Here is a 22,426-nt window from a genome sequence, read left to right as displayed (position 1 = left end):
CGACGCCTGCGCCATCGCGACGCAGGCGTCGTTCTTTCTGCGGGTGACCCGATGACAGCTTCCCTTTCGCACCGCCTGCCCGGCTATCCCTTCACCCCGCAACGGCTGCAGGTACGCCCCGGCGTGACGATGTCGTATCTGGACGAAGGTCCGCGCGATGGCGAGGTCGTGGTGATGCTGCACGGCAATCCGTCGTGGAGCTATCTGTGGCGGCATCTGGTCAGCGGGCTGTCCGATCGCTACCGCTGCATCGTGCCGGACCATATCGGCATGGGCCTGTCCGACAAGCCGGACGATGCGCCCGACGCGCAGCCGCGTTACGACTACACCTTGCAGTCGCGCGTGGACGATCTGGACGCGTTGCTGCGGCACCTGGGCATCAGCGGCCCGATCACCCTGGCGGTGCACGACTGGGGCGGCATGATCGGGTTCGGCTGGGCGTTGTCCCATCACGCCCAGGTGCGTCGGCTGGTGATCACCAACACCGCCGCCTTCCCGTTGCCGGCAGCCAAGCCGATGCCGTGGCAGATCGCGATGGGGCGGCACTGGCGGCTGGGCGAGTGGTTCATCCGCACCTTCAACGCCTTCTCCGCCGGTGCCTCCTGGCTGGGCGTGTCGCGGCGGATGCCGGCGGACGTGCGCCGCGCCTACGTGGCACCGTACGACAGCTGGGCCAACCGCATCTCCACCATCCGCTTCATGCAGGACATCCCGCTGTCGCCCGCGGACAAGGCGTGGTCACTGCTGGAGCGCGCCGCGCGCGCCTTGCCGAGCTTTGCCGACCGTCCGGCCTTCATCGCCTGGGGGCTGCGCGACATCTGCTTCGACCAGCATTTCCTCGCCGGTTTCCGCGCGGCCCTGCCGCAGGCCGAGGTGACCGCCTTCGAGGATGCCAACCACTACGTGCTGGAAGACAAGCACGAATTGCTGGTGCCGGCGATTCGCGACTTCCTGCAACGCCATCCGCTGTAGCGCGCTGCGCTCAGTTGGCCGGCAGCGGATTGCGCTCGGCCTCGGCCACGCCGACCCAGTCGGCTTCGGTGAGCGCATGCAGCCCGTGCGCCAGCCGCGACTTGTCGCATTGCGCACTGCGCTGGCCGAACTCCAGCGACGCCGGCACCGCCGCACATACCGAGGGTCGTCGATCGTGGATGGTGCAGCGGCTGTAGCGGCCGATCTCCGCATCCAGCGCGATGCAGCGCGGCTGCGATTGCGAGGTGCCGCGCATCACCCGCTCATGGGTGCGCAAGGCCTCGGTCAGTTCCAGCGGCACCTGGCCGCCCAGCGCGGGGTCGGCCTCGCTCCAATGGAAGCTGACGCGGAAGTAGGCGCAGCAGGCGCCGCAGGTAAGGCAGGGGTGTGCCATGGGAAGCCGGGCCTTGCGCGGCAGGACAGACAGGAAAGCGCGGCATTCTGACCGAACCGTGGCGCGAAGCAAGCGCACCGGCGGCCGATGGATTAGCGGTTCACCAGGCGCGCGAGCGCCGACAGGACCAAGGGTGTCCCGAGCCGCAACCCGGCGATGGCGCCAAGCGGCGAATAGATCAGCAGGCCCAGACCAGGCCTTCTTCGCACGCTCTCCAACGGTGGAAGACGCAGAGCGCGCCGCGCTGGAGCAGCTCGGCGAGCGGCAGCACCCGCATGCCGGCCACCCCCAGCAACGGCCCGACCAGCACTGCCAGCCCCCACTGTTGCCCACGCGAGAGTTCCATCGTCCCAGCCCCTGCATCCGCGGCCGGCGCAATCGCCAACACGATATCCGTGATAATTGCGCGATGACCACTTCGTGCAATATCGCCGCCAGCTTGCCGCGCCTGGCGCGCGAGCGTCCCGATCAGATCGCCATCCGCTGCCCCGGGCGGCGCGGCGCCGACGGCCTGGCCGCCTACGATGTCACCTTGAGTTATGCCGAGCTGGATCGCCGCAGCGATGCGATCGCGGCCGGTCTGGCCGGCTACGGCATCGGGCGCGGCGTGCGGGCGGTGGTGATGGTGCGGCCGTCGCCGGAATTCTTCCTGCTGATGTTCGCCCTGTTCAAGGCCGGCGCCGTGCCGGTGCTGGTGGACCCGGGCATCGATCGGCGTGCGCTCAAGCAATGCCTGGACGAGGCCCAGCCGCAGGCCTTCATCGGCATCGCCCTGGCGCAGCTGGCGCGTCGCCTGCTCGGCTGGGCGCGCTCGGCGCGGCGGATCGTGGCGGTCGGCGGCATCTACGGCTGGGGCGGCGCCACCTTGGCGCGGATCGAGCGCAACGGCGCCGTGGCCGGCCCGCAACTGGCCGATACCGCGCCAGACGAGGTGGCCGCCATCCTGTTCACCAGCGGCTCGACCGGGGTTCCCAAGGGCGTGGTCTATCGCCATCGGCATTTCGTCGGCCAGATCGCCTTGCTGGGCGGTGCGTTCGACATGCAGGCCGGTGGCGTGGATCTGCCGACCTTCCCGCCGTTTGCGTTGTTCGATCCAGCGCTGGGGCTGACCTCGGTGATCCCGGACATGGATCCCACCCGCCCGGCCAAGGCCGACCCGCGCAAGCTGCACGACGCGATTGCCCGCTTCGGCGTGACCCAGCTGTTCGGCTCGCCGGCGCTGATGCGGGTGCTGGCCGACTATGGCCAACCGCTACCCGGCGTGCGGCGGGTCACCTCGGCCGGTGCGCCGGTGCCGCCGGACGTGGTGGCGGCGATGCGTCGCCTGCTGCCGGAGGATGCGCAATTCTGGACGCCGTACGGTGCCACCGAGTGCCTGCCGGTGGCCGCCATCGAGGCACGCATGCTGGAATCCACCCGGGCCGCTACCGAAGCCGGCGCCGGCACCTGCGTCGGTCCGGTCGTGCCGCCCAACCAGGTGCGCATCATCGCCATCGACGATGCGCCGATCGCCGAGTGGAGCGACGCGCGCGAATTGGCGGTGGGGCAGGTCGGCGAAATCACCGTGGCCGGGCCAACCGCCACCGACAGCTATTTCAATCGCGAGGCGGCCACGCGCATCGCCAAGATCCGCGAACGCCTGGCCGATGGCAGCGAGCGGATCGTGCATCGCATGGGCGATGTCGGTTACTTCGATGCGCAGGGGCGGCTGTGGTTCTGCGGGCGCAAGACCCAGCGCGTGGAAACTGCGCAGGGGCCGCTGTATACCGAGCAAGTGGAGCCGATCTTCAACGCACTGCCCGGCATGCGGCGCAGCGCCCTGGTCGGCATCGGCGAGCCGGGCCGGCAACGGCCGGTGCTGTGCTATGAGCAGGATGGCTATGCCTGGATGTCGAGCCCATTGGAGCAGGAGGATTTCGAGCAGCAGCTGCGCGCCACCGCCGCGGCGCATCCGCATACCGCCGGGATCGTCGATTTCCTCAACCACCCTGGGTTTCCGGTGGATATCCGCCACAACGCCAAGATCGGGCGCGAGAAACTGGCGCTGTGGGCCAGGGATCAGGTGCACTGAGCGCACGCCATGAACGAGCGCTACCGGCTGGACGATGTGCGCATCGATGTACAGCGGCAGTGGGTCGAGCGCGATGGTGTGGCGCTGGAAGTGAGCGGGCTGAGTTTCCGTCTGCTGCATTACCTGTTGCGGCAAGGACAGAGGGTGGTCACCTTTGATGAGCTGATCGCGCAGGTCTGGGCACCGGCGCTGGTCAACGAAGAAACCGTCACCCAGCGCGTGCGTCTGCTGCGGCAGGCGTTGGGCGATACCTCGCGGCAGCCGCGGTATCTGCGTTCGGTGCGCGGACAGGGCTATCAGTTGTGCGCACCGGTGCAGCGCGAATCCGATGCCGATCCGGTCGCCGATGCGTCGGCGCAGTCACGGCGTGGACGGTGGCGGGTATGGGCGATGGCGGCCTGCGTGCCAGTGGCGTGCATGGCCGCGCTGCTCTGGTATCGGTCGGCGACCCCGCCACTGCCGCAGTCGCCACTCTTGCAGCGTGCCGACTATTACGCCGGAATCGGCCAGCGCGACAACACCCTGCGTGCGATCGCGCTATACCAGCAGCGTCTGCAGCAGGCGCCGGAGGATGTTGCCGCGCTGGTCGGCCTCAGTCGTGCCTACAGCGTGCGTGTCTGCCAGTACGATGGCGATGCGCAGTTGGCGACCCGCGCGCGGCAACTCGCCGCGCAGGTGGTTGCCGCGCACCCAAGGCTGGCCGCGGCGCATGCCGCACTGGGATATGCAGACGATTGCCGCGGCCACAATGCCGCAGCCTTGGCGGAATACGAGCGCGCGCTGCAACTGGATCCGAGTGCCGATGCAGTGCGCGGCTCGGCCGCGCATCTGTACGAGCGGCAGGGGCGATTGGTGCAGGCGCTGGCGGCCAATCTGCAGATCACCGATCCGACGCGGGTGCGCTTCCTGCCGATCCAACTGGCCAGCAACCTCGACCTGCTCGGCTATGGTGCCGCTGCGGAGGCGCGCTATCGCGAGAGTTTCCAGCTGTATCCCGACAGTGCCTTCGTCAATCTGGCCTGGCCACGTTTCCTGTTCGCGCACGGCCGCCAGGCCGAGGCGCAGGCGGCACTGGATCAGGCGCTGACGCGCGGCACCGCGCACGCCGACCTGTTCCTGCTGCAGGCCGAACTGGCGCTGGCGCGTGGCGACCCGACACGGGCACGGCAGGCCAGCCTGCAGGCGCTGCGCCTGCGACCACAGAGCAGTCTGGCCCAGACCGTGGTCTGGACCCTGCAGGCGCAATCGCCACCTCCGGTGGCGCAGCTGCGCGCACGCGCGCAGGCATTGCTGGAGAGCGTGGCACGCGGTGCCGATCCGGTGGATGCGCTGGACGCCGGATTGCTGTTGCAATTGGCCGGTGCGCCGGACGACGCGCTTGCGGCCTTGCAGCGGGCGTGGAGCGCCGGGTATCGCGACAGCGCCTACCTGCGGGTGTCGCCGTTGTGGACACCGCTGCGCGTGCGACCGGCATTCGCCGCCTTGTTGGCGCAGATCGATGCCGACGTCGCCGCGCAGCGGGCGCAGGTGCGCCGCGCTGGCCTGTTGCCGCCGGATGCCGACGTGACGGCGGCGCGGTGATCTGCACGCTGCGGTCGTAAGGACGTGGATATCTGATCCGCCGGGCGGCGCGCTTGGTCAGCGCGCCAAGCGTGCCGACCGCCTGTGCGTGATCGGCACCGAGCTGTTACAGCGAGGCGAGCATGCGCGCTAAGGCAGCGCCTTGAGCACGTAGTCGGTCAGCAGCGCCTGCGATTGCGCATGCATCTGCGGCCGGTTGTAGGCACGGCGGGTGATCACCACGACCAGGCGCTCTTCCGGCAGCACGAAGACATCGTTGCCGCCGTTGCCGGACATCGCCCACACCCCGCGCGCGACGCCGCGGACCGGAAAGCGGAATCGCCATAGCTGATAGCCGTAGTCGGCATCGTCGCGGGCCTGGGCATGCACCTGCGTCATCGCCGCGATCCACGCGGCCGGCAGCACCTGCCGACCCTGCCAGCGGCCTTGATCGAGCAGCAACTGCCCGAACTTGGCCAGATCGCGGCTGCGATAGCGGGTACCGCCGCCGCCCATGCCCACGCCCTCTGCCGACCGCAGCCAATGCGCATCGACGATGCCCAGCGGTCGCTCCAGGGCCTGCGCGGCGAAGTCCTGCAACGGCTGCCCGGTGGCCTTCTCCAGCACTGCGCCGAGCAGGAAACTGCCGGCAGTGCAGTAGGAGAAGGCGCGGCCGTACGGACTGTCCTGCGGGCGCCGCATCCACGGCGCATAGCCCTTGATCGGCAGGTCGAGCGCGAACTGGGTCCAGTCCGCGCTGACATACATGCGTTCCTCGTTGCCGGTGGAGAAGGCGTTGTCGTCGTCGCATTCCCATTGCGAGCTCATCGTCAGCAGATCTTCCACGGTGATCGCGCGCTTGCGCGGGTCGTCGTGCAGCCACTGGCGGTCGCTGAAATAGGGATACACCTTGGCCTGCACACCGGGCAGCTGGCCGCGGGCGATCGCCGCACCGACCAGTAGCGCGGTCACGCTCTTGGTCGCCGAGCGGGCGTCGTGCAAGGTCTGGCGGTCGGCGCCACCGAAATAGTGCTCGTAGACCAGCGCGCCGTCGCGCACGATCAGGACGCTGCTGGTGTCCGGCGCCTTGCCATCGGCAATGGCCTGTTCCAGGCCGGCGAGGGTGGCCAGGTGCCAGCCTTGGGCGCCGGCATCGGCCACCGCCCAGCCGTCGTCCAGCGCCGGTGGGGCGGTCGCGCTGGACGACGTCACGGCAGGGGCTTGGGGAAGGGCGAGCGCGAGCGCGGCACAGAGCAGCCAGGGCAAGGGCGACATGATGGAACTCCGGTCGGAAGGGTGCGCGCACTGCGCCATGCCCCGTGCTGAAGTGCCTGATGCCACGATGAAGAATTATGAAGTCCAACAGGATCAAGGCCTTGCCGCGCTGCCTGGGCGGTCGCGCCAGGCCGGCATCGCCTTCGCCAGCGGCCCCGGCTATCGTGTGCGCCCTGGTGCAAGCGGTAGGACGCGATGAAGATTGTGGTGACGGGCGGCGGTGGTTTCCTGGGCCAGGCGCTCTGCCGCGGGTTGGTTGCGCGTGGGCATCAGGTCGTCAGCTACAACCGCGGCCACTATCCGGCGCTGCAGGCGTTGGGGGTCGCGCAGGTGCGCGGCGACCTCACCGACGCGCCCGCGCTGCAGCATGCATTGGCTGGCGCCGATGCGGTCTTCCACAACGCTGCCAAGGCTGGCGCCTGGGGCAGCTACGACAGCTACCACCAACCGAACGTGGTGGGCACGCAGCACGTGCTCGACGCCTGCCGCGCACACGGCGTGACGCGACTGATCTACACCTCCACGCCCAGCGTGACCCACCGCGCCACCCACCCGGTCGAAGGCCTGGGTGCCGACGAGGTGCCGTACGGAGATGACCTGCGCGCGCCATACGCGGCGACCAAGGCGATCGCCGAGCGCGCGGTACTGGCGGCCAACGATGCGCAGCTGGCCACCGTCGCATTGCGTCCGCGGCTGATCTGGGGGCCGGGCGACAACCATCTGCTGCCGCGGTTGGCGGCGCGCGCGCGCGCTGGTCGGCTGCGGCTGGTCGGCGATGGCGGCAACCTGGTGGACAGCACCTATATCGACAACGCCGCGCAGGCGCATTTCGATGCCTTCGATCATCTGCATCCCGGCGCTGCCTGTGCGGGTAACGCCTATTTCATTTCCAACGGCGAGCCGTTGCCGATGCGCGAGTTGCTCAATCGCTTGCTGGGCGCGGTGGGCGCGCCGCCGGTGACGCGCAGTCTGTCGTTCAAGACCGCGTATCGCATCGGCGCGGTGTGCGAAACGCTATGGCCACTGTTGCGTCTGCCTGGCGAAGTGCCGCTGACGCGCTTCCTGGTCGAGCAGCTGTGCACGCCGCATTGGTACAGCATGGAGCCGGCGCGGCGTGACTTCGGTTATGTCCCGCAGATCAGCATCGCGGAGGGATTGCGCCGGCTGGCATCCTCATCTGGCGGCGACATCTCCATCACCGATTAAAGACCGGCAAGTCCACAAGATACGCCTGCGCCGATTCGGCACGACAACTTCTGGACACTTGCCATGCTGCATTACGCCATCATCTTTTTCGTCATCGCCATCATTGCCGCCGTGCTGGGCTTCAGCGGCATCGCCGGTGCGGCGACCAACATCGCCTGGATCCTGTTCGTGGTGTTTCTGATCCTGGCCGTGATCTCGATGTTCCGCCGCGGCCGAGTGTAGTCGGCACGCCGGCTCGCAGTCGCGTCGCAGCCGGTGGCAGCGGCCCGTCTCTTCGGAGGCGGGCCGTTTGCGTTAGTGGCACCGCATGAGCGCAACGCAATGATTGCTCACAATGGATGAGTTTGCTTGTGGGCCGAGACGTCGCCATCGCGCTGCGGCCGTCGATTCGCTAGGCTGCCCGCGCCCTTCCTTGCCTGCCTGTCGGCGATGGCTCCCGCAGTGCGAGAACATCAGACAACCCCGGTAGATCAGCATGACCCCTCATGACCGCGCAAGCCATCTTGAAACCATCAAAGCCTTTGTCGAGGGATCACTCCCTGCACAGGACTTTGTGCGGTGGCTATATGAGTCCCCCGATTTACCGGAGTGTCTAGACACGGACTTCGTTCTGCCGGACTACGTTGTCGAACCCACCCTGCATGCGTTCCTCATTGTGCAGGACTACGCCAGTGCCGAGTCGCTGTTCAATACGCAGGCACTGCTCTCGGAATTTCTCAACAGCCAGGCCGTCGCCCATACAAAGGACCCACGGTACGAGCGGCTGTTCAATCTGCTACTCCAGGCGCAACCGAAGTGGTTGAGATTGACGGGCGACTACCTGGCTAACGTTCTGAATGGTCAATCCGATGATCATCCCAAGGCAGAACTCAGCAGGTTGAAGGCCAGAATCAAAGATGACTTCCGCTATCTGAAGAGGCCGCCCAACTGGCTGCAGTCGCCGGACTGGCCAATTGAAGAGGGCAAGCCCTTGATATTCGTCGGCCAGATCGATACCACTGGCCTACACCATGACAGCTCGCACGCCTATGTCTTTTTCAATCCAGACACACAAGGGTTTGTGACGTTGGGTCAGCGCTGTTGAGTGGGGGCGATGTCGGGAAGCCCGGTGCAGGTCCGGCGCGTTATCGAGACGGGTCCGTTGCACCGAGGAGCCGACGATCTGCAGTGGCGGATGAGTCTGCTTGTGCACTAGCGCCTCGTCGATCGTGATGCCGACCTGCCGCGGATCGGAGCTATACGCGCTGCCGCCTAATGCGATGGCGCGATCACGCTGCGCAGCAGGCGATCGTCGGCATGTCGCTCCAGCGCCAGCTCGATCAAGCGGGTGATCAGGCTGCGATAGTCCAGTCCGCTGGCCTCCCATAGCTTGGGATACATGCTGATGCGGGTGAATCCCGGCAGCGTATTGATCTCGTTGACGACGATGCGGCCATCCGCGCACAGGAACACGTCCACCCGCGCCATGCCGGCGCAGTCCAATGCCCGATACGCCTGCAGCGCGACCTGCTGGATGCGCTGCTGCGTCTGCGCATCGATGTCGGCGGGAATCACCAGCTCGGCACCGTCGGCGTGGATGTATTTGGTGTCGTACGAATAGAAGGCATCGTGCACCACCACCTCGCCGCAGACGCTGGCCTGCGGTGTGTGATTGCCGAGGATGGCGCATTCGATTTCGCGCCCGGCGATGGCGGCTTCGACCAGCACCTTGTGGTCGTAGCGCAGTGCCAGTTCCAGCGCCGGCCGCAGGGCGTCCGCGCTGCGGACCTGGCTGACTCCGACCGAGGACCCCTGGTTGGCCGGTTTGACGAACAGCGGCAGGCCGAGCTGCGCGCTCAGCGCCTCCGTGTCGGCCTGTGCGACCTCATGACGGTTGAAGCAGACGAACGGCGCAACGGCCAGGCCGGCATCGCGCAGCACCCGCTTGGCCATGTCCTTGTCCATCGCGACCGCCGAGCCCAGCACGCCGGAGCCGACGAAGGGCAGGTTGGCCATGCGCAGCAGACCTTGCAAGGCGCCGTCTTCACCCAGCGTGCCGTGCACGATGGGCAACACCACGTCGATCTGCGCCAGTGCCTGTCCGGAGTCGACCGCCTGCAGCTGCGCCTGTTCGGCGCCGGGCAGCACCGCCAACGCCCGCCCGCTGCGGTGCAGGGCGATGCGCGCCGGATCGTCGGCCGCCAGCAGGAAGCCATCGGCGGCACTGAGATGCCATTGGCCTTGCTTGTCGATGCCGATCAGCACGGGTTCGAACCGTGCCGGGTCCAGCGCCTGGAGAATATTGCGCGCCGATTGCAGCGACACCTCGTGTTCGGCCGACTTACCGCCGAAGATCAATCCCACCCGCAGCTTGCGCATTGCCTCTCCATCCGTCATGCCAGGCGGCAAGGATGCCTGCGCGCGATGGAGGCCGAAAGTGCGACGCCGGCCGGCTGTCACACGCCGGGGCGGTAGAATGGCCCGATGGCTGCCTCCTTCCTCGATTCGCTCAAACCGCTCGCCGGCCGCGCCTTGCAGGCCGCACTCAACCGCGCCCTGGCGCTGGATCCGGATACCCGCGATGCCTTGCTGCCGCTGGAAGGGCAACGCATTGCCGTGACCCTGGAGGCACCGGCGCTGGCCTTGCAGATCCAGGTGCACGATCGCGGCCTGCTGGTCGGGCCGGTGGATGCCAGCCAGGAGCCGGACCTGGCGGTGCGCAGCAGCCTGGCCGGCTTGCTCGGGCAATTGCCGCTGCTGGCCAACGCGCGCCGCCAGGGCGCGCCGGCGGGCCGGCTCAAGGTGTCCGGCGACGCCGAGTTGGCGCGTCAGCTGCAGCAACTGGCCGGCCGCTACGATCCGGACTGGCAGCTGCCGTTCGTGGCGGTGTTCGGCGAGATCGTCGGTGTGCAGGTGGCCATGGCAGTGCGCGCGGCGTTGCTGCAGGCGCGTCGCAGCGCCGCCGACCTGGCCCAGAGTGCGGCCGAGTACGTGACCGAGGAATCGCGCGATGTGGTGCCGCGCGCCGAGCTGGATGCCTTTTACGACGATGTCGATGCGCTGCGCGACGACGTCGAGCGTCTGGCGGCACGTGTGAGCCGCCTGGGTCAGCCAGGAGCGTCGGCATGAAGGCGATCGTGCGGGCCAGCCGGATCGGCCGGGTGATCCTGCGCTACCGCCTGGACGATCTGCTGCAGGGCACACCGGCCGAGCGCTGGCTGCGCCTGGCCAAGCCGTTCGTCCCGCGCGCCAGCGCCGAGATTGCTGCGCAGTCGCGCGGGGCGAGGCTGCGTCTGGCGCTGCAGGAGCTGGGACCGATCTTCGTCAAGTTCGGGCAGATCCTTTCCACCCGGCGCGACCTGATTCCGCCGGACGTGGCCGAGGAGCTGACCCTGTTGCAGGACCGGGTCAAACCGTTCGACGGGCAGGCTGCGCGCTTGATCGTCGAGCGCGCGCTGGGCCGGCCGATCGACGTCGCGTTCGCCGCCTTCGACACCACTCCGCTGGCCTCGGCCTCGATCGCCCAGGTGCACGCGGCCACGCTGCCGCCGGACACCGACGGTGTCCGGCGCGAGGTGGTGGTCAAGGTGTTGCGGCCGGACATCGAACGGCAGATCGATGCCGATATCGCCTTGCTGCGTTCGCTGGCGCTGCTGGTCGAACGCACCCACCCGCGCGCCGACAAGATCCGCCCGCGCGAAGTGGTGGCCGAGATCGAGTCCACCTTGTCGGCCGAACTGGACCTGCAGCGCGAAGGCGCCAACGCCAGCGTGTTGCGGCGCTTCTGGCAGGGCTCGGACGACCTGTATGTGCCGGAGGTGATCTGGTCGCATACCGCCGAGCGCGCGCTCACCCTCGAACGCGTCTACGGCATTCCGTCCGACGACATCGCCAAGCTGGATGCCGCCGGCATCGATCGCAGCGCGCTGGCCGCCAAGGGCGTGCGGGTGTTCTACACCCAGGTCTTCCGCGACAACTTCTTCCATGCCGATGCCCATGCCGGCAACATCTGGGTCGACAGCGATCCGCAGCGGCGGCTCAATCCGCGCTTCATCGCGCTGGACTTCGGCATCATGGGCCAGCTCTCGCAGGAAGATCAGTACTACCTGGCCGAGAACTTCATGGCGATCTTCCACAAGGATTACCGCCGCATGGCCGAGTTGCACGTGGAGGCTGGCTGGATGCCCAGCAACGTGCGCATCGACGAGCTGGAAGCGGCCGCGCGCTCGGTGTGCGAGCCGTATTTCACCCGGCCGTTGTCGGAAATTTCCTTGGCGCAGGTGCTGATCAAATTGTTCCGCGTGGCGCAGCGCTATGAGTTGACGCTGCAGCCGCAGCTGATCTTGCTGCAGAAAACGCTGCTCAATATCGAAGGCGTGGGCCGGCAACTCGACCCCAAGCTGGATATCTGGGCAGTGGCGCGACCGGTGCTCGAACGCATCCTGCGCGAGCGTTACAGCCCACGCCGCGTGCTGCGCGAACTGAGCAAGCGTCTGCCAGAGATCATGACCCATGCGCCGGACATGCCGCGGCTGGTGCACAGCTGGCTGAAGCAGCAGGTGGAAGGCCGTCATCAGATCGACATTCGCTCGCCCGAACTGCTCGCCCTGGACCTGAGCCTGCGCAGGTTGCAGACGCGCGTGGTCACTGCCATCACCGGCAGCGGGTTACTGGTCGTCGCGGCTGTGCTCTACGGCCTGCATCCGGATGGCTGGTATCTGGGCACGGTGCCGGTGTGGAGCTGGATCAGCGGCGGCGCCGGTTCGGCAGCGCTGCTGGTCGCCTGGTTGCGGCGCTGAAGCACTCAAGCACCGCGACAGGTAGCCTGCCGCATCCGGCTGGGTAGCGGCAGCGCCTACAGCGGCATGATGACGAAGCCGTCCCCTGCGAGGTGGTGATGATCGATCTGCAGGCATTGAAAGACGACCTGGCACGGTTCGGTAGCGACAACGATGCGCACCAGCTGGAGTATGGCCGGCGCATGCTCAATATCACGCCCGACACCGGGCAATTGCTGGCCGTACTGGTCCGTGCCACCGCTGCGCGGCGTGTGCTGGAAATCGGCACCTCCAACGGTTATTCGACGCTGTGGCTGGCCGAAGCGGCCGTCGCAATCGGTGGGCACGTCACCACGGTGGAGCTTGCGGCCGACAAGGTGGCCCTGGCGCAGGCCACGCTTGCACGCAGCGGCCTGGCGGCGTCAGTGGATCTGGTACACGGCGACGGCGGCACGTGGCTGACCCAGGCCGCCAGTGCCAGCATCGATCTGGTCTTCCTGGATTCGGCGCGTGGCGAGTACGTGCGCTGGTGGCCGGCATTGCGCCGCGTGCTGCGCGGCGGTGGCCTGCTGGTGGTCGACAATGCGCTCTCGCATGCCGACGAACTGGCGCCGTTCACCGCGCTGCTGGCTGACGATCCGGCAGTCACCTGCAGCGTGGTGCCGGTGGGCAAGGGCGAATTGCTGGCGGTGTGCGGTGCGGCTTGAGCCTATACCCGCCGAGCTGCCACGCCCTTCGCCTCAAGGCGCATGATCGGCATGCGCCATACGGCGCGGCGGCACAGTGGCATGCGGTGTCGACCACGCGGATAATCCCCCGGTGAGCATCGCCCCCGACCCGTTACAGATCCTCTACCAGGACGACGCCCTGGCCGTTGTCGACAAGCCTGCCGGTCTGATGGTCCACGACAGCAAGCTGGCCCGCGGCGAGGACGACTTCCTCGCCGACCGCCTGCGCGAGCAGTTGGGCCGGCCGATCTTCCTGGTGCATCGCCTCGATCGCGCGACCAGCGGTTGCCTGCTGCTGGCGTTCGATCGCGAGACCGCCAGTGCGCTGGGCAAGGCGCTGATGAGCGGGGACGTGCAGAAGGAGTATCTGGCCGTGTGCCGCGGCTGGCCGGCCGAGCTGCGATTCAGTGTCGATCACGACCTCGACGGCGGGCCCGGCAAGCCGGTCAAGAAGCCGGCGATCACCCATTTCCAGCGGCTGGCCACCGGCGAGTTGCAAGTGCCGTCCACCGGCTTTGCCACCTCGCGCTACGCCCTGCTGCGCTGCCAGCCGCAGACCGGGCGCTTTCGTCAGATCCGTCGGCATCTGAAGCACCTGTCGCACCATCTGATCGGCGATACCAGCCACGGCGACGGGCGCCACAACCGCACCTTCCGCATGCTCGGCATCCACCGCATGTTGCTGCATGCCGAGCGGCTGGGATTCGCGCATCCGCACGATGGCCGGCGGCTGCTGGTGTGTGCGCCGCTGGAAGGCGAGTTCGCCAAGGCCTGTGCGCTGTTCGACTGGGCGACGCCGCCAGCGCCGGAGGCGGTCGCGGCCGCCTGAGCTGGCATGCAGTGGCGACCGGCATTGCCGGCGATCACCGCGGCGTCTTGCGACCGGGCGATCGCCGCAGTGGTCAGGGCTTGGCAGGCGCCGCTGCCGGCGGGGGTGTGTTGACGATCTGCTCCAGGTCCTTCTGCAGGTCCGCGAACAACGGCAGCATCCGCTGCTGGATCGCGACCATCAGGTTCTGGGTCAGCGCCGGGGTCTTGTCCAGCAGGCTCTGCCCGGCCGAACTCTCGTAGAACTCGGCCATCGCCAGCACGTCCTCGCGCGAGAACGACCGTTTGTACAGGTCCACGTACATCGGCCGCAGCTCGGACCACGACAAGGCCTTGCGGATGGTCTGGCGGGTGCGCTCCTGGATGCGCTGCAGCTGCGCCTGCTGTTGCGCGTCGAGCGAGCGCTGGGCGGTGAGCTGGGCGAACTGTTGCTGCTGCATCGCCTCGATCTGCGGCAGCATGGTGTCGAGCATGGTCTGCGCACGCGAGGCGGCCAGCAGCCGGTTGATCTCGGCATCGCTGGGTGGCTGCGCAAACGCGCTCGGCGCGATCAGCAGGGCCAGCAGGCCGAGGCGGTAGGCGTGCGCGCGCAGCGCGGCGAAGGGGGCAAACGCGGTCATTGGCAGCATCCTGCAGGGGGAACCGCTCGCAGCATACGGGAGCGGCCGTTGGCGCGCGCGGCTACGCCGGTCCCGATACAATCCCGCGCATGGCCAGCGAACCGATCCAGATCACCCCGAGCCTGGCGATCCCGCCCAGCGAGCTCGTCGAGCGCTTCGTGCGCGCGAGCGGGGCCGGCGGGCAGAACGTCAACAAGGTGTCCACCGCGGTGGAATTGCGCTTCGACGTGGCCGCATCCACCGCCTTGCCCGAGCCGTTGCGGGCCCGGTTGCTGTCGCGGCGCGATCGCCGCATGACCGCCGAAGGCGTGTTGGTGATCGACGCACAGCGCTACCGGACCCAGGAGCGCAATCGTGACGACGCCCGCGAACGTCTGGCCGCGATCATCGCCGCCTGCCTGTCGGTGCCCAAGCGGCGCATCGCCACCAAACCGAGTCATGGTGCCAAGCTGCGACGGCTGGATGCCAAGCGTGAGCGCAGCCAGATCAAGCGTGGACGCTCGGCGTCCCACTGGGAGTGAGTGTGAGTCCTGTCGAACCTGCATTGCCGCCCGTGGCCGAGGCGGACATCCTGTTGCAACCGTCGCCGCCACGGATGCCGCGCGCCCACGGACGGTTCATCCGTTGGCTGGGCCGGACCGCGCTGCGGGTGACCGGCTGGCGCCTGCGCGGGCGCCTGCCCGACGAGCCCAAGCTGGTGATGATCGTCGCCCCGCATTCGTCCAACTGGGATGGCTTCCTGGGCTTTGCGGCCAAGTTCGCGCTCGGCTTCGAGGTACGCGTGCTGGGCAAGGCGCAGCTGTTCTGGTGGCCGCTGGGTCCGCTGTTGCGCAAGCTCGGCGGCATCCCGCTGGACCGCAGTTCGCCCCAGGGCACGATCGGCCAGGCGGTCCGGCTGATCCGCCAGTCCGAGCAGATGTGGTACGTGATCACTCCGGAAGGCACGCGCAAGCGCGTGGAGCAATGGAAGGCCGGTTTCTGGAAGATCGCCTCCGATGCCAAGGTGCCGATCCTGCCGGTGTATTTCGACTATCCCAGCAAGACGATCGGCATCGGCGAGCCGTTCTGGACCGGTACCGACATGGCCGCCGACATCGCCGCCGTCCGCCACTGGTACCGCCCCTGGCGCGGCAAGCATCGCGATACGCTGTGACGCGGCGCCTGCCTGCATTTCCGGCCATCGGCCGCCCCGCACGAGCAATGCCATGACCGTCCTGTGTGCCCGCCTGCTGACGTTATCGCTGTGCCTGGGTCTGGCGCTGCCGGCGCTGGCCGTCGAGCCGATGCTGGTTCTCCATGGCGGCGCCGGGGTCGAGAAGGCCGGGCTCAGTGCCGACGAACAGGCGCAGGCGCATGAGGCGATGCGGCGTGCGCTGCAGGCCGGGCATGCCGTGCTGGCCGACGGTGGCAGCGCGGTCGATGCGGTGGCGGCCACCATCACCGTGCTGGAGGATGCGCCGCAGTTCAACGCCGGGCGCGGGGCGGTGTTCACCCATGACGGCAAGAACGAGCTGGATGCGGCCATCATGGACGGCGCCAGCGGCAAGGCCGGCGCGATCGCCGGCGTGCATACGGTGAAGAACCCGATCCAGCTGGCACGGCGCGTGATGGACCGCTCCAAGCACGTGATGCTGGTCGGTGCCGGTGCCGAGCAATTCGCCCGCGAGCAGGGCATCGCCCTGGTGGATCCGGCCTACTTCCGCACCGACAAGCGCTGGCAGCAATTGCAGAAGGCCTTGCGTGCCGAGGCGGGCGACCGCCAGGCGCAAGCGGAGTTGGAGCTGGAGACCGCCAAGCACTTCGGCACGGTCGGCGCGCTGGCGCTGGACCGCGCCGGTCGCCTGGCCGCTGGTACCTCCACCGGCGGCATGACCAACAAGCGCTATGGCCGGGTCGGCGACGCGCCCATCATCGGCGCCGGCACCTACGCCAACACCCAGTGCGCGGTGTCCGGCACCGGCTGGGGCGAGTACTACATCCGCGCCGTGGCCGCCTACGACATCTGCGCACGGATGAAGTACGCCGGGCAGAGCCTGCAGCAGGCGGCCGAAACGGTGATCGACCAGCAGATTCCCGCCGCTGGCGGCGATGGTGGGGCGATCGCGCTGGATGCGCAGGGCAACGCGGCCTTCCCGTTCAACACCGAAGGCATGTACCGCGGCTGGATCGGGACCGATGGCGTGCCGCATGTGGCGATCTTCAAGGACGAGACGCTCTAGAGCGTTGGATGCCCGTCGAGATGAGAGGCGTTGGCCGTCGGCGGTGCGGCGCGCGCGCCGCACCGACCTGCGTCGTCCGGGGACTCCAGCGGTCGCGCTCGCCCATCCAACGGCACATGCCAGCACCGTGCAAACCCGCTAGGGTGCGCGATTGCCGTACCCCAACCATCAGGAATCCCACGCATGTCGCGCCCCGTCATCCTGGCTGCCGCCATCACCCTGGCGCTGGCCGCCTGTTCTGGACAACCGTCGCCTGGTAAGGAGGCCACCGTGCCCGAGAAGACTCCCGCCGCGCAGGCCCCGCAAGCCAGCGAGAACCCGCTGCTGAGCGCCAGCGCGTTGCCGTTCCAGGCGCCGCCCTTCGACAAGATCCAGGACAGCCATTACCTGCCGGCCTTCGACGAAGGCATGCGCCAGCACCTGGCCGAGATCCGCAAGATCGCCGACAGCAGCGAAGCGCCTACCTTCGCCAACACCATCGAGGCGATGGAGCGCAGTGGGCAAACGTTGACGCGCGTGTCCAGCGTGTTCTTCGGCGTGGTCCAGGCCGATACCAGCGATGCACGGCAGAAGATCCAGGAACAGGTCGCGCCCAAGCTGGCCGAGCACCAGGACGAGATCCACCTCGATCCCAAGCTGTTCGCCCGCATCAAGACCTTGTACGACCAGCGCGACACCCTGAACCTGGATGCCGAGCAGAAACGCCTGCTGGAGCGCCAATACGACAGCTTCGTGCGCGCCGGCGCACAACTGTCCGATGCCGACAAGGCCACCTTGCGCAAGCTCAACGTCGAGGAGACCACGCTGTCCACCCAGTTCCACACCCGTCTGGTGGCCGCCACCGCGGCCGGTGCGGTGGTGGTGGACGACAAGGCCAAGCTCGATGGCCTGAGCGATGGCGACATCGCCGCCGCTGCCGATGCGGCCAAGGCCCGCAAGCTCGACGGCAAGTACTTGCTGGCGCTGCAGAACACCACCCAGCAACCGGTGCTGGCCTCGCTGAAGGATCGCCAACTGCGCGCGGAGGTGCTCAAGGCCTCGGAAACCCGCGCCGAGAAGGGCGACGCCAACGATACCCGCCAGACCATCCAGCGGCTGGCGCAGCTGCGCGCGCAGAAGGCCAAGTTGCTGGGCTTCGACAGCTACGCCGCCTACAGCCTGGGCGACCAGATGGCCAAGACGCCCGACCAGGCGCTCAAGCTGCTGACCGACACCGTGCCGGCCGCCACCGGCAAGGCGCGCCGCGAGATCGGCGAGATGCAGAAGGTGATCGACGCGCAGAACGGCGGCTTCAAGCTCGCTGCCTCGGATTGGGACTTTTACGCCGAACAGGTGCGCAAGGCCAAGTACGACCTGGACGAGTCGCAGATCAAGCCCTACTTCGAGTTGGACAACGTGCTGCAGAACGGCGTCTTCTACGCCGCCAACCAGCTGTACGGTCTGACCTTCAAGCCGCGTACCGACATCCCGACCTACCACGCCGACATGAAGGTGTACGAGGTCTTCGATGCCGACGGCAAGTCGCTGGCGCTGTTCTACACCGACTACTTCAAGCGCGACAGCAAGTCCGGTGGCGCCTGGATGGGCAATTTCGTCGAGCAGGACGGCCTGACCGGCGCCAAGCCGGTGGTCTACAACGTCTGCAACTTCACCAAGCCGGCGGCTGGCCAGCCGGCGCTGCTGAGCTTCGACGATGTCACCACCATGTTCCACGAGTTCGGCCATGCGCTGCATGGCATGTTCTCGCAGGTGAAGTACCCGTCGCTGGCCGGCACCAACACCTCGCGCGATTTCGTCGAGTTCCCGTCGCAGTTCAACGAGCACTGGGCCTCCGATCCCAAGATCTTCGCCCACTACGCCAAGCACTATCAGACCGGCGAAGCCATGCCGGCGGCGCTGGTGGAGAAGATTCGCAAGGCCAAGACCTTCAATAGCGGCTATGCGACCACCGAGTACCTGGCGGCCGCGCTGCTGGATCTGGCCTGGCACACCCAGCCGGCCGATGCGCCGTTGCAGGACGTCAGCAAGTTCGAGGCCGATGCGCTCACGCGCTTCAAGGTCGATCTGGCCGAGGTGCCGCCGCGTTACCGCAGCACGTATTTCGACCACATCTGGGGTGGCGGTTATTCGGCCGGCTACTACGCGTACTTCTGGTCGGAAGTGCTCGACGACGATGCCTTCGAGTGGTTCAAGGAGCATGGCGGGCTGTCGCGCAAGAACGGCGATCTGTTCCGCGCCAAGATCCTCTCGCGTGGCAATACCGTCGACCTGGCGACGCTGTATCGCGATTTCCGCGGCAAGGATCCCAGCGTCAAGGCGCTGCTGGAAAACCGTGGCTTGACCGAGTAAGCAGCGACGCTGCGCTGACAATGGCTGCACGGAGACCGTGCAGCGTGCAGATCGAAACGGGATGGCCATCGGTCATCCCGTTTTCGTTCGTGCGGATCTGCCAGCGCTTGTCTTGCGTGCGCGAATGGGCGGCACACCGTCCAGGAACGGTGTCGGCCAGCACGAGCGCCACACCACAGAAAGCGTGGCTGTTGCGATGCCTTTACCGGCGCAGCGCAGTGCCGGCCGGCAGGACCTACAGACGCAGCCCAGGGCGACGCGTCCGCCGCCCCGACGGCATGATCAGAACGCCACGCCCGTCAGCGCACACGCCGTCTCCCACAAACGTGCCGCCACCTGCCGGTCGTGCGCCTGGCGGCCGATCTTGGCCGGCGCCGGGTGGCCTTTCAGCTCGAACAGGTCACCCGGTCCGCAGTAGCCGCCAGGCTGTGCCTGCGGCGCCGTTGCCGCATACAGTGTCGGTAGCGCACCCGCGCTGGCCGAATGGCCGAGGTAATGGGCCATCAGCCCAACCGCCACGCCGCTCGCGCTGCGCCGTCCAGCGCCGTCCGGCCCGTTGGCGATCAAGGCGGTCTGTGCGATGCCCGGATGCGCGGCGAGTGCGCGCACGCCCCAGCCATGCGCGTCGCTGCGGCGCTGCAATTCCAGGCTGAACATCAGCATCGCCAACTTGGATTGCCCATAGGCCTTCCAGGGACGGTATGGGCGTTCGCTCTGCAGATCGTCGAAATCGATCCGCGCCTGGCGATGCGCCAGGCTCGACAGGTTGACCACACGCGGTGCCGACGCCGCACGCAGCAAAGGCAGCACCTGCGCGGTCAGCGCGACATGTCCCAGGTAGTTGCTGCCCAGTTGCAGCTCCATCCCGTCGGCGGTGGTCTGCCGTTGCGGGGGCGCCATCACGCCGGCGTTGTTGATCAGCAGGTCCACCGCAGCGTGGCGCGCGGCCAGCCGCTCGGCGAATGCGCGCACCGACGCCAAATGCGCCAGGTCCAGCGCCTCCACACACACGTCCGCCTCCGGATGCTGGGCAAGCAGGGCCTGGCGTGCCGCTTCGCCCTTGTCGGGGTTGCGTGCGGTCAGCACGACACGGGCGCCGGCACCGGCCAGGGCAAGCGCGGTTTCGTACCCCAGCCCGCCGGGACTGGCGCCGGTCACCACGGCCACCCGGGCCCGTTGCGACGGTAGATCGGCCAGCGTCCAGCCGCTCATGACGCCAGCACCAGCGTTTCGGGCAGCGTGCGCCACCAGCGTTGATCGGTGTCCGGGCGGCGCACGTTCACCCGTTCGCCCATTTGCGGGATGGCCAGCGGTACCTTGGCGGCCGCCGCCAGCGCGACGATGCGCTCGAACGGTTCGGACCAGACATGCAGGGCCAGGTCGAAGGTGCCGTTGTGGATCGGCAACAAGCTGCGCCCGCCGAGATCGACGAAGGCCTGCATGGTCTGCTCCGGCTGCATATGCACGTCCGGCCACATCGCATCGTAGGCGCCGTTTTCGATCAGCGCCAGGTCGAACGGCCCCAGGCGCTGGCCGATGGTCTTGAAGTGCGGACCGTAGCCGCCGTCGCCACTGAAAAACAGGCGCAGGTCGTCGTCCTGGATCGCCCACGAGCACCACAGCGTGCGGTCGCGGTCGAACAGGCCGCGTCCAGAAAAATGTCGCGACGGGGTGGCGGTCAGGGTGATGCCACTGACATCCACCGACTGCCACCAGTCCAGCTGCTGCACCTTGGCCGGATCCACGCCCCAGCGCACCAGCAGGTCGCCCACGCCCAGCGGAGCGACGAACACACCGACTCGGCTGGCCAGGGCGCGAATGGTGGCGCGATCCAGATGGTCGTAGTGGTTGTGCGACAGGATCACGCCCGCCAATGGCGGCAGATCGTCCAAGGCGATGGGCGGCGCATGGAAGCGCTTCGGTCCGACGAACGGGACGGGCGAGGCGCGCAGGGAGAACACCGGGTCGGTCAGCCACAGGCCGCCCCGCAGTTTCAGTAGCACAGTGGAATGGCCCAGCCGGAACAGGCTGCGGTCGGGCGCATCTCGCAGCTGCGCCGCAGTCAACGGCACTACCGGCAGCGGCTGCGACGGTACGGCGCGCGCAGGCTTGTTGAACAGCACTTCCCACAGCAGGCGCACTCCCGCCAATAGGCCGGGCTGGCTGAGCGCGGTCGGCAGCGCATTGCGGAAGCGACCATTGCGAAACTGCGGCGAGGCGGCATACGGGGCGGTGCTCGGAGAGGTGGAAGAGCTGGACACGTGTGTCTCCATGGGTGAACGGCATCAGGCGACGGGCGATCTACACTACACAGTGTAGTTTTATGTTGGGAAATGTAAACTGCCCGGTGTAAAATTTCGCTATGTCGAGTTCATCTCCCATCGCAAAGACGCCGGTGCGGCTGACCGAGCGCAAGCGCCAGGCCATCGTCGAGGCGGCGATCGCCGAATTCCGCCAGTACGGCTTCGAGGCCACCAGCATGGACCGCATCGCGGCCAGTGCCGGCGTGTCCAAGCGCACCGTCTACAACCATTTCCCCAGCAAGGACGCGTTGTTCGACGAGATCCTGGTGCAGCTATGGCAGCGCAGCCTGGACACGGTCGGTGTGCCTTATGCCCCGCAGCAGCCGCTGCGCGCGCAGTTGCTGCAGTTGCTGCAGCAGAAGCTGCAGATGTTCGACGATCCCGCCTTCCTGGGTCTGTCGCGGATGGCGATGGTCGAGGGCCTGCGCGCGCCCGAGCGTGCGCGCGACCTGGTCGCGCGCCTGGGCAGCAAGGAGGAGGGCACCCTGGTGTGGTTGCGTGCGGCGCTCGCCGATGGGCGGCTCAAGCCACTGCAGCCCGAGTTCGCCGCGCAGCAGCTGCAGGCGCTGATCAAGGGCTTCGCGTTCTGGCCGCAGTTGAGCATGGGCCAGCCGCCGCTCAGCCCCGCGCAACAGGCCGAGGTCGCCGCGTCGGCGGCCGACATGTTCCTCGGGCACTACGCGCGCGATCCTGATTAGCGCGGCCGCATCGCCGCGCGTGTGCAGTGGGCATCAGCCCTCGCACCACACCGCCAGCTCGTAGCCGTCGCGGTCGGCGAAGTGAAAGCGGCGCCCGCCAGGGAAGTCGAACACGGGGCGCACGATGCGGCCACCGGCGGCTTCGATGCGGGCCTGGGTGGCGGCGAGATCGTGGGAATACAGCACCACCAGGGCGCCGCCGGGCTGCGGCGTGCCGTGGAAGAAACCGCCGCTCAGGCGGCCGTCGCGGAACTCGCAGTAGTCCGGGCCGTAGTCCTGGAACGTCCAGTCGAAGGCCTGGCCGTAGAAGGCCTTGGCCACGGCGATCGCGGCGACGGCGAATTCCAGGTAGTCGATGCGGTGATGCTGGTTGGCGTGGGACATGGGCGGCTCCTGTGGACGAGCCGCCAGTGTCCCGCGCAGCGGCGCGCCTGGCTTGGCGAAAA

General features: G+C 67.8%; 23 protein-coding genes. 15 read left to right on the top strand and 8 right to left on the bottom strand.

Annotated elements, in window-relative coordinates; translation table 11 throughout:
- Positions 1-51 precede the first annotated feature (51 nt).
- Complete coding sequence (locus tag CKY51_RS06495) at positions 52-972, top strand: alpha/beta fold hydrolase (protein ID WP_022973668.1); 921 nt, start codon at positions 52-54, stop codon at positions 970-972.
- A 10-nt stretch (positions 973-982) separates the two neighbouring features.
- On the opposite strand, the gene CKY51_RS06490 is transcribed toward CKY51_RS06495, so the two are convergent.
- Both CKY51_RS06490 and CKY51_RS22380 read right to left on the bottom strand, forming a co-directional pair.
- On the bottom strand, positions 983-1,366 hold the full coding sequence (locus CKY51_RS06490) for a YkgJ family cysteine cluster protein (RefSeq protein ID WP_022973667.1): 384 nt from the start codon (positions 1,364-1,366) through the stop codon (positions 983-985).
- A gap of 178 nt (positions 1,367-1,544) precedes the next feature.
- The gene (locus CKY51_RS22380; RefSeq protein ID WP_022973666.1) at positions 1,545-1,712 is read right to left on the bottom strand and encodes a hypothetical protein; all 168 of its coding nucleotides are present in this window, start codon (positions 1,710-1,712) and stop codon (positions 1,545-1,547) included.
- 63 nt (positions 1,713-1,775) lie between these two features.
- Between CKY51_RS22380 and oleC the strand changes: the two genes are divergently transcribed.
- Positions 1,776-3,437, top strand: a complete 1,662-nt coding sequence (oleC, locus tag CKY51_RS06485; RefSeq protein WP_022973665.1) for an olefin beta-lactone synthetase — start codon at positions 1,776-1,778, stop codon at positions 3,435-3,437.
- A 9-nt stretch (positions 3,438-3,446) separates the two neighbouring features.
- Entirely contained in the window at positions 3,447-5,018 is a 1,572-nt protein-coding gene (locus CKY51_RS06480) for a winged helix-turn-helix domain-containing protein (RefSeq protein WP_022973664.1), read from the top strand.
- 129 nt (positions 5,019-5,147) lie between these two features.
- Here CKY51_RS06480 and CKY51_RS06475 read toward each other — a convergent pair whose 3' ends face one another.
- A complete protein-coding gene (locus tag CKY51_RS06475; RefSeq protein ID WP_031340456.1) occupies positions 5,148-6,272 on the bottom strand; it encodes a serine hydrolase domain-containing protein in 1,125 nt (374 codons plus the stop codon).
- Between the two features lie 195 nt (positions 6,273-6,467).
- Here CKY51_RS06475 and oleD point away from each other — a divergent pair, with 195 nt between their 5' ends.
- The 3 genes from oleD (at position 6,468) to CKY51_RS06460 (ending at position 8,562) form a co-directional block, all read left to right on the top strand.
- The gene (gene oleD / locus CKY51_RS06470; protein WP_022973662.1) at positions 6,468-7,478 is read left to right on the top strand and encodes a 2-alkyl-3-oxoalkanoate reductase; all 1,011 of its coding nucleotides are present in this window, start codon (positions 6,468-6,470) and stop codon (positions 7,476-7,478) included.
- 63 nt (positions 7,479-7,541) lie between these two features.
- A complete protein-coding gene (locus tag CKY51_RS06465) occupies positions 7,542-7,700 on the top strand; it encodes a DUF1328 domain-containing protein (protein ID WP_022973661.1) in 159 nt (52 codons plus the stop codon).
- Positions 7,701-7,953: 253 nt separating this feature from the next.
- On the top strand, positions 7,954-8,562 hold the full coding sequence (locus CKY51_RS06460) for a hypothetical protein (protein WP_152249004.1): 609 nt from the start codon (positions 7,954-7,956) through the stop codon (positions 8,560-8,562).
- Between the two features lie 167 nt (positions 8,563-8,729).
- Here CKY51_RS06460 and ddlA read toward each other — a convergent pair whose 3' ends face one another.
- Positions 8,730-9,836: a D-alanine--D-alanine ligase gene (gene ddlA, locus CKY51_RS06455; RefSeq protein WP_022972121.1), complete on the bottom strand. Its 1,107-nt coding sequence runs from the start codon at positions 9,834-9,836 to the stop codon at positions 8,730-8,732.
- A 105-nt stretch (positions 9,837-9,941) separates the two neighbouring features.
- Here ddlA and CKY51_RS06450 point away from each other — a divergent pair, with 105 nt between their 5' ends.
- From CKY51_RS06450 to CKY51_RS06435, 4 genes are all read left to right on the top strand, one after another.
- Entirely contained in the window at positions 9,942-10,586 is a 645-nt protein-coding gene (locus tag CKY51_RS06450) for a ubiquinone biosynthesis accessory factor UbiJ (RefSeq protein WP_022972120.1), read from the top strand.
- Positions 10,583-12,256, top strand: coding sequence for a ubiquinone biosynthesis regulatory protein kinase UbiB (ubiB, locus tag CKY51_RS06445; protein ID WP_022972119.1), 1,674 nt, complete (start codon positions 10,583-10,585; stop codon positions 12,254-12,256). The genes CKY51_RS06450 and ubiB overlap by 4 nt, the downstream gene beginning before the upstream one ends.
- Before the next feature lie 98 nt (positions 12,257-12,354).
- Entirely contained in the window at positions 12,355-12,942 is a 588-nt protein-coding gene (locus tag CKY51_RS06440) for an O-methyltransferase (RefSeq protein ID WP_022972118.1), read from the top strand.
- 58 nt (positions 12,943-13,000) lie between these two features.
- A complete protein-coding gene (locus CKY51_RS06435) occupies positions 13,001-13,792 on the top strand; it encodes a pseudouridine synthase (RefSeq protein WP_238319474.1) in 792 nt (263 codons plus the stop codon).
- Positions 13,793-13,865: 73 nt separating this feature from the next.
- Here the strand turns inward: CKY51_RS06435 and CKY51_RS06430 are convergent, their stop codons facing one another.
- Positions 13,866-14,411 carry a DUF2059 domain-containing protein gene (locus CKY51_RS06430; protein ID WP_052172250.1) on the bottom strand — a complete coding sequence of 182 codons (546 nt, stop codon included), beginning with the start codon at positions 14,409-14,411 and terminating at the stop codon, positions 13,866-13,868.
- An 89-nt stretch (positions 14,412-14,500) separates the two neighbouring features.
- Between CKY51_RS06430 and arfB the strand changes: the two genes are divergently transcribed.
- From arfB to dcp, 4 genes are all read left to right on the top strand, one after another.
- A complete protein-coding gene (arfB, locus tag CKY51_RS06425; protein WP_022972122.1) occupies positions 14,501-14,932 on the top strand; it encodes an alternative ribosome rescue aminoacyl-tRNA hydrolase ArfB in 432 nt (143 codons plus the stop codon).
- A gap of 74 nt (positions 14,933-15,006) precedes the next feature.
- Complete coding sequence (locus tag CKY51_RS06420; RefSeq protein WP_425479864.1) at positions 15,007-15,564, top strand: lysophospholipid acyltransferase family protein; 558 nt, start codon at positions 15,007-15,009, stop codon at positions 15,562-15,564.
- A gap of 52 nt (positions 15,565-15,616) precedes the next feature.
- Positions 15,617-16,630, top strand: coding sequence for an isoaspartyl peptidase/L-asparaginase family protein (locus CKY51_RS06415; protein ID WP_022972115.1), 1,014 nt, complete (start codon positions 15,617-15,619; stop codon positions 16,628-16,630).
- Positions 16,631-16,813: 183 nt separating this feature from the next.
- The gene (dcp, locus tag CKY51_RS06410; RefSeq protein WP_022972114.1) at positions 16,814-18,979 is read left to right on the top strand and encodes a peptidyl-dipeptidase Dcp; all 2,166 of its coding nucleotides are present in this window, start codon (positions 16,814-16,816) and stop codon (positions 18,977-18,979) included.
- 282 nt (positions 18,980-19,261) lie between these two features.
- Here the strand turns inward: dcp and CKY51_RS06405 are convergent, their stop codons facing one another.
- Both CKY51_RS06405 and CKY51_RS06400 read right to left on the bottom strand, forming a co-directional pair.
- A complete protein-coding gene (locus CKY51_RS06405; RefSeq protein ID WP_022972113.1) occupies positions 19,262-20,191 on the bottom strand; it encodes an oxidoreductase in 930 nt (309 codons plus the stop codon).
- Positions 20,188-21,252: an MBL fold metallo-hydrolase gene (locus tag CKY51_RS06400; RefSeq protein ID WP_022972112.1), complete on the bottom strand. Its 1,065-nt coding sequence runs from the start codon at positions 21,250-21,252 to the stop codon at positions 20,188-20,190. Before CKY51_RS06400 ends, CKY51_RS06405 begins: the two co-directional genes overlap by 4 nt.
- Before the next feature lie 89 nt (positions 21,253-21,341).
- Between CKY51_RS06400 and CKY51_RS06395 the strand changes: the two genes are divergently transcribed.
- Positions 21,342-21,980: a TetR/AcrR family transcriptional regulator gene (locus CKY51_RS06395; RefSeq protein ID WP_022972111.1), complete on the top strand. Its 639-nt coding sequence runs from the start codon at positions 21,342-21,344 to the stop codon at positions 21,978-21,980.
- A 33-nt stretch (positions 21,981-22,013) separates the two neighbouring features.
- Here the strand turns inward: CKY51_RS06395 and CKY51_RS06390 are convergent, their stop codons facing one another.
- A complete protein-coding gene (locus tag CKY51_RS06390; RefSeq protein WP_022972110.1) occupies positions 22,014-22,364 on the bottom strand; it encodes a VOC family protein in 351 nt (116 codons plus the stop codon).
- Between the last annotated feature and the right edge of the window lie 62 nt (positions 22,365-22,426).

Origin of the sequence: Xanthomonas maliensis, from assembly GCF_009192945.1 — a bacterium.
In the GTDB taxonomy this organism is placed as follows: domain Bacteria; phylum Pseudomonadota; class Gammaproteobacteria; order Xanthomonadales; family Xanthomonadaceae; genus Xanthomonas; species Xanthomonas maliensis.
The sequence above is the reverse complement of the archived record's forward strand: the minus strand, read 5'-3'. Positions and strand labels throughout refer to the sequence as shown.